7 protein-coding genes and 1 pseudogene are annotated in these 5,547 nt (G+C 67.8%); 2 read left to right on the top strand and 6 right to left on the bottom strand.

The window, feature by feature from the left end:
* A pseudogene (locus tag EQG76_RS08170) lies at positions 1-691 on the top strand (MFS transporter); the annotation flags it as partial.
* A gap of 9 nt (positions 692-700) precedes the next feature.
* Here the strand turns inward: EQG76_RS08170 and EQG76_RS08165 are convergent.
* A complete protein-coding gene (locus EQG76_RS08165; protein ID WP_159712292.1) occupies positions 701-1,459 on the bottom strand; it encodes an SDR family NAD(P)-dependent oxidoreductase in 759 nt (252 codons plus the stop codon).
* Between the two features lie 116 nt (positions 1,460-1,575).
* Between EQG76_RS08165 and arfB the strand changes: the two genes are divergently transcribed.
* Entirely contained in the window at positions 1,576-1,998 is a 423-nt protein-coding gene (arfB, locus tag EQG76_RS08160) for an alternative ribosome rescue aminoacyl-tRNA hydrolase ArfB (RefSeq protein WP_159712290.1), read from the top strand.
* Between the two features lie 12 nt (positions 1,999-2,010).
* On the opposite strand, the gene EQG76_RS08155 is transcribed toward arfB, so the two are convergent.
* From EQG76_RS08155 to EQG76_RS08135, 5 genes are all read right to left on the bottom strand, one after another.
* Positions 2,011-2,400: a PIN domain-containing protein gene (locus tag EQG76_RS08155; RefSeq protein ID WP_159712288.1), complete on the bottom strand. Its 390-nt coding sequence runs from the start codon at positions 2,398-2,400 to the stop codon at positions 2,011-2,013.
* A 39-nt stretch (positions 2,401-2,439) separates the two neighbouring features.
* Positions 2,440-2,691 (bottom strand): type II toxin-antitoxin system Phd/YefM family antitoxin, encoded by a 252-nt coding sequence (locus tag EQG76_RS08150; RefSeq protein WP_159712286.1) that lies wholly within the window; start codon positions 2,689-2,691, stop codon positions 2,440-2,442.
* 117 nt (positions 2,692-2,808) lie between these two features.
* Positions 2,809-4,227, bottom strand: coding sequence for an NAD(P)(+) transhydrogenase (Re/Si-specific) subunit beta (locus EQG76_RS08145; RefSeq protein WP_159712284.1), 1,419 nt, complete (start codon positions 4,225-4,227; stop codon positions 2,809-2,811).
* Positions 4,228-4,238: 11 nt separating this feature from the next.
* Entirely contained in the window at positions 4,239-4,526 is a 288-nt protein-coding gene (locus EQG76_RS08140; RefSeq protein ID WP_159712282.1) for a proton-translocating transhydrogenase family protein, read from the bottom strand.
* A gap of 20 nt (positions 4,527-4,546) precedes the next feature.
* The coding region (locus EQG76_RS08135) for an NAD(P) transhydrogenase subunit alpha (protein WP_159712280.1) at positions 4,547-5,547 on the bottom strand (1,001 nt) is incomplete at its 5' end.

Below are 5,547 nucleotides of genomic sequence, written 5' to 3'. Positions count from 1 at the left end.
GCTGCTGATCGGGGCGGGGCTGGACGAGGGCGGTGCAATGCTGCTGGCCGCCGGCCTGTTCGCCCTGGTGTTGGCCCTGGTCTGGCGCTGGGTGCAGCCGCTGCCGGACCCGGATCGCCACGAGGCCGAGCCGCATTTCATGCTGCCCAACAAGGCCTCACTGGCGCTGGGCCTGCTCGCCATGATGGTGATGGTGGTCGAAGGTGCCTCGGCCGACTGGAGCGCCCTGCACCTGATCCAGAACGCCGGTGCCACCCCGGCCATGGCGGCCGCGGGCTTTGCCGCCTTCTCGCTGGCGATGGCCGGCTGCCGCTTCGTCGGTGACGCAGCCACCGCACGTTTCGGCCGGGTCACGGTGCTGCGCGGCGGCGGCGTCCTGATCGCGCTGGGCTTCCTGGTCGCCACGCTGGTGCCGGTGGCACCGCTGGCAGCGGCGGGCTTCGGCCTGATCGGTCTGGGCGCTGCCAACATCGTGCCGATCCTGATCGGCGCCGCGGCCCGCCTCCCGGGTGTGAGCCCGGGTGCCGGCGTCGCCGCGGTCACCACGATCGGCTATTTCGGCTTCCTGGCCGGCCCGCCGCTGATCGGCCTGCTGGCGCACGGGATCGGCCTGGCTGCCTCGCTTGGCCTGCTGGCACTGGCGGGCGTGGTGCTGCTGCTGGCAGCCGGCCGGGTCGCCACCCGCGACTGAGCCCCGCCGCTACTGCGCGGTGTTCCCGCCATCCACGGGCAGGCAGGCGCCGGTGATGAAGCTCGCGTCGTCCGAGGCAAGGAAGGCCACGACCTTGGCGATCTCGACGGGCTGGCCCACCCGGCCGAGCGGCAGGGCCTGACCCATCCGGGCCAGCTCGGCCGCCCGATCATGCCCCGCCATCGCCCCATCCAGCATGCTCGTGTCGGTATCGCCCGGGCAGACCGCGTTGACCCGGATGCCATCGCGCGCGTGGTCGATCGCCATGGAGCGGGTGATCTGCACGACAGCGCCCTTGCTGGCGCCATAAGCTACCGCACCCACTGCACCCACCAGCCCCCAGTCCGAGGCGATGTTGACGATGGCGCCGCCGCCCTGGCGCTGCATCACCGGCAGCACCTCCCGGCTCAGCCGGAACAGGGCAGTGACGTTGGTCGCCATGATCCGCTCCCAGTCCTCGTCGCTGCAGTGCAGGGCGTCGCCGCGGATGACGATGCCCGCATTGTTAACCAGCACGTCCAGCCGGCCGAACGTCTCGACCGCTGCCTGCGTCAGCAGCTTGGCAGCCCCCGGATCGGTCACGTCGGCCCGGACGAAGCGGGCCTTCCCGTCATTGCCCGCCAGCTCCGCCTCCAGCGCCCGGCCGGCCGCCCCGTTGCGGCCGGTGAGCAGCAGCCTCGCACCACGCCCGGCCAGCTCCCGGGCGATCGCCTGGCCGATGCCGGCGGTGGCCCCGGTGACGAGGACGGTCTTGCTCGACATGGACATGGGCAGGATCTCGCTGTTCTGGCTGAAGGGCGTTGGATCATTCGCGGGCGGTGCCATGGTGGTCAACGCTGCTGCCCTTCCGCTATGAAGAGCCGCCCCTGGCCGGAAACCCGCCGATGATCCCCGTCACCCCAACCATTCAGCTGGATCCGCGCGAGCTGGACGAGAGCTTCGTGCGCGCGTCCGGCCCGGGCGGCCAGAACGTCAACAAGCTGTCGACCGCGGTGCAGCTGCGCTTCGACGTCCTGAACTCGCCTTCCCTGCCCGAGGACGTCCGCCAGCGCCTGATCCGCTTGGCCGGCTCACGCCTGACCCAGGACGGCATCCTGATCATCCACGCACAGAACTTCCGCACCCAGGAGCGCAACCGCGAGGACGCGCTGGCCCGCCTGGTGGCGCTGATCCAGGCAGCCACGGTCCGGCCCAAGACCCGCCGCGCCACCCGGCCGACCAAGGGCGCGAAGGAGCGCAGGCTGGCGGCGAAGGCACAGCGCTCAGGCGTGAAGTCGATGCGCCGGCGGCCAGTGGAGCACGACTGAGGGGCAGGTCGATCAGATCGTCAGGAAGCGCGCCATCCGGCCGCCGAACGGATCGAGGGACATCACCCCACCGAGCATGCGCCCATCCTGCAGGTCCTCGCTCAGCAGGACCGGCACGCCCATCCGATCGCAAACCGCCCAGATCAGACCATCCCAGAGCGACAACCGGTGTCTCGTGATGACTTCCATCGCGCGGACGAGATCATCCGGCCGGTACGGCTCGACCGTGGCGAGTTCCAGATAGGTGCCGATCCGTCCGGCCAGATCCTGCGGCGCCATGCCAGCCTTGCGGCGCAGCACATGATGCAGCTCGGCCAGGGTCTGCAACGGGAGGAACAGACGCTGCTCGGTCAACAGGATCTCGATGATCGCCGCAGCTTTGAAATGACGTGGGTCGTCCATGCGCCGCGGCATAGACCAGGACGTTGGTATCGACGCCGATCAACGGTCGTAGATCTCGTCCCGATTGAACTCGAACGATTTGGGGAACTCGACGCCTTCACGCAGCCAGCGAATGAACTCGTCGATCCTGGCCTGCCGCTCCGCGTCGGTGCCGCGTAGTTCCGACGAGACTGGCGCCATTTTGGCGATCTCCTGACCTCGCTTGGTGATCACCACCGTTTCACCAACTGCTACCTCGGCCAGCAGTCTAGCGAAGTTCTGGCTGTCTTCCCGGGCACTCACCTTCCGCATAGCCGGCTCCGTCCTACAATGCCGGCAAATGTAGGACGGAGCCGGCCTTCACAAGCGACAACGGCGCCGAGGTCTTCCTCGGCGCCGCCGCATGATGCATCGCCGGATGCCGGCCGCTCAGTGCCCGCCGCCGGTCATCGCCTTGACGATCGACTCGGTCATCTTCTTGGCATCGCCGAACAGCATCATCGTGTTGTCCTGGCTGAACAGCGTGTTCTCGATGCCGGCATACCCGGCCGCCATCGAGCGCTTCACGAAGAACACCGCCTTGGCCCGGTCCACGTCGAGCACCGGCATGCCGTAGATCGGCGAGGTCTTGTCGGTCTTGGCGGCGGGGTTGGTAATGTCGTTGGCGCCGATCACATAAGCCACGTCGGCCTGGCCGAACTCGCTGTTGATGTCGTCCATCTCGAAGACGACGTCGTAGGGGATGTTCGCCTCGGCCAGCAGCACGTTCATGTGGCCGGGCATGCGGCCCGCCACCGGATGGATCGCGAACTTGACCTCCACGCCTTCCTTGGTGAGCGCGTCGTAGAGCTCGCGCACCGAATGCTGGGCCTGGGCCACCGCCATGCCGTAACCCGGCACGATGATGACCTTCTGCGCGTTCTGCATCATGAAGGCGGCATCCTCAGCCGAGCCCGCCTTGACCGGCTTCTGCTCGCCACCGGCAGTGGCGGCACCGCCGGTCTCCCCGAACCCGCCCAGGATCACGGAGATGAACGAGCGGTTCATCGCCTTGCACATGATGTAGCTGAGGATGGCACCCGAGCTGCCGACCAGCGCGCCGGTGATGATCAGCGCCTGGTTGTTCAGGGTGAAGCCGATGCCGGCCGCCGCCCAGCCCGAATAGCTGTTCAGCATCGACACCACGACCGGCATGTCCGCACCGCCGATCGGGATGATCAGGAGCACGCCGATCAAGAGCGAGAACAGGATCAGCAGCACGAAGGCAGTCGTGCTCTGCGCCACGATCAGCCAGATCAGCAGCAGGAGGATGATCACGCCGATCGCGATGTTGATGACGTGGCGGGCCGGCAGCATGATCGGTGCGGAGCCCATGATCGCCTGGAGCTTGGCGAAGGCGATGATCGAGCCGGTGAAGGTGATGGCACCGACCACAGCACCCAGGCCCATCTCGACGAGTGAGAGGCCCTTAATCGTGTCGGTGGTGCCCGGCACCAGGATGTGGAAGGCCTCGGGACTTGCAAACGCGCCGGCGGCGACGAACACCGCGGCCAAGCCCACCAGCGAGTGGAAGGCCGCGACCAGCTGCGGCATCGCGGTCATCGCCACGGTGCGGGCGATGTAGAAGCCGGCACCACCGCCGATCACTAGTGCTGCGGGGATCAGCACATAGGCCAGGACGGATGGCTGCTGCAGGGACAGAAGCGTGATGACGATCGCCAGGCCCATGCCCAGGATGCCGGCCTGCAGGCCGCGCTGGGAGGTGGCCGGCGAGGAGAGGCCGCGCAGGCTGACGATGAAACAGACCGCGGCGATCAGGTAGCCGATGGCGGCGAGGTTGGGGCTCATGCGGGCACTCCTCAGCCGCGCTTCTTGAACATGGCGAGCATCCGGTGGGTCACCGCGAAGCCGCCGAAGATGTTCACCGCCGCCAGCACCACGGCGATGAAGCCGAACACCAGGGCTATGGTGCTGCCGGAGCCCATGGCCACCAGGGCACCCACGATGATCACCGAGCTGATCGCGTTGGTGACCGCCATCAGCGGCGTGTGCAGGGCGGGGGTGACCGACCAGACCACGTAGTAGCCGACGAAGATCGCCAGCACGAAGATGATCAGATTGAAGACGCTGTGATCGATCAGTTCCATGTTCTTTTCTCCAGCGTCGTTCAGGCGGCCTGGAAGGCGTCGTGGACCACCGCACCGTTCGTGTCGGTGAGCTGGGTGCCCTTGATCAGCTCGTCCTCGCGGTTGATGACCAGCCCCTTGGTCTCCGTGTCGACCAGGAGGGTCACGAAGTTCAGGAGGTTGCGCGCATAGAGGGTCGAGGCCGCCGGTGCCAGGCGGGAAGGCACGTTCGGGTTGCCCACGATCTTCACGCCGTTCTTCTCCACCACCTCGCCCACCTTCGAGCCTGCGACATTGCCGCCGGTCTCGACCGCCAGGTCCACGATCACCGAGCCGGGCTTCATCGAGGCCACCATCGCCTCGGTCACCAGCACCGGCGCCTTGCGGCCCGGGATCAGCGCGGTGGTGATCACGATGTCCTGGTTCCTGATGTGCTCGGCGATCACTTCCTGCTGCTTGGCCTGCTCCTCGGGCGTGAGCGCCCGGGCATAGCCGCCGGCGGTGGCGGCACCCTCGGGGATGAAGCCCACGAACTTCGCACCCAGCGAGGCGATCTCCTCCTTGGCGGCCGGCCGGACATCGGTGGCGGTGACCACCGCACCCAGGCGCCTGGCCGTCGCGATCGCCTGCAGGCCGGCGACACCGGCGCCCATGACGAAGACCTTGGCGGCGGTGACCGTGCCGGCCGCGGTCATCATCATCGGCATCACGCGTGCATAATGCTCAAGCGCGTCGAGCACCGCCTTGTAGCCGGCGAGGTTGGCCTGGCTGGACAGGACGTCCATCGCCTGGCCGCGCGTGGTGCGCGGCAGGAGCTCCAGCGCGAAGGCTGCGACCTTCTTCGCGGCATAGGCCTGGACCTGGCCCTTGTTCATGTAGGGGTCGAGCTGCCCCACCAGGACCTGGCCCGGGCGGAGCAGCGCCATCTCGCTCTCGTCCGGCCGCTTGACCTTCAGCACGATGTCAGCCGCGAACACGGCGGCCGCGTCCGGCACGATCGTGGCCCCGGCATCGGCGAATAGCTGGTCGGCGATCTCGCAAT

It is taken from the genome of Geminicoccus flavidas, from assembly GCF_009806515.1.
Lineage (GTDB): Bacteria > Pseudomonadota > Alphaproteobacteria > Geminicoccales > Geminicoccaceae > Geminicoccus > Geminicoccus flavidus.
The sequence above is the reverse complement of the archived record's forward strand: the minus strand, read 5'-3'. Positions and strand labels throughout refer to the sequence as shown.

Coding starts and splice junctions, on each gene's coding strand:
- EQG76_RS08150 (WP_159712286.1), bottom strand. CDS start 2,691: ATGCGGAAGGTGAGTGCCCGGGAAGACAGCCAGAACTTCGCTAGACTG.
- EQG76_RS08165 (WP_159712292.1), bottom strand. CDS start 1,459: ATGTCCATGTCGAGCAAGACCGTCCTCGTCACCGGGGCCACCGCCGGC.
- EQG76_RS08145 (WP_159712284.1), bottom strand. CDS start 4,227: ATGAGCCCCAACCTCGCCGCCATCGGCTACCTGATCGCCGCGGTCTGT.
- EQG76_RS08155 (WP_159712288.1), bottom strand. CDS start 2,400: ATGGACGACCCACGTCATTTCAAAGCTGCGGCGATCATCGAGATCCTG.
- arfB (WP_159712290.1), top strand. CDS start 1,576: ATGATCCCCGTCACCCCAACCATTCAGCTGGATCCGCGCGAGCTGGAC.
- EQG76_RS08140 (WP_159712282.1), bottom strand. CDS start 4,526: ATGGAACTGATCGATCACAGCGTCTTCAATCTGATCATCTTCGTGCTG.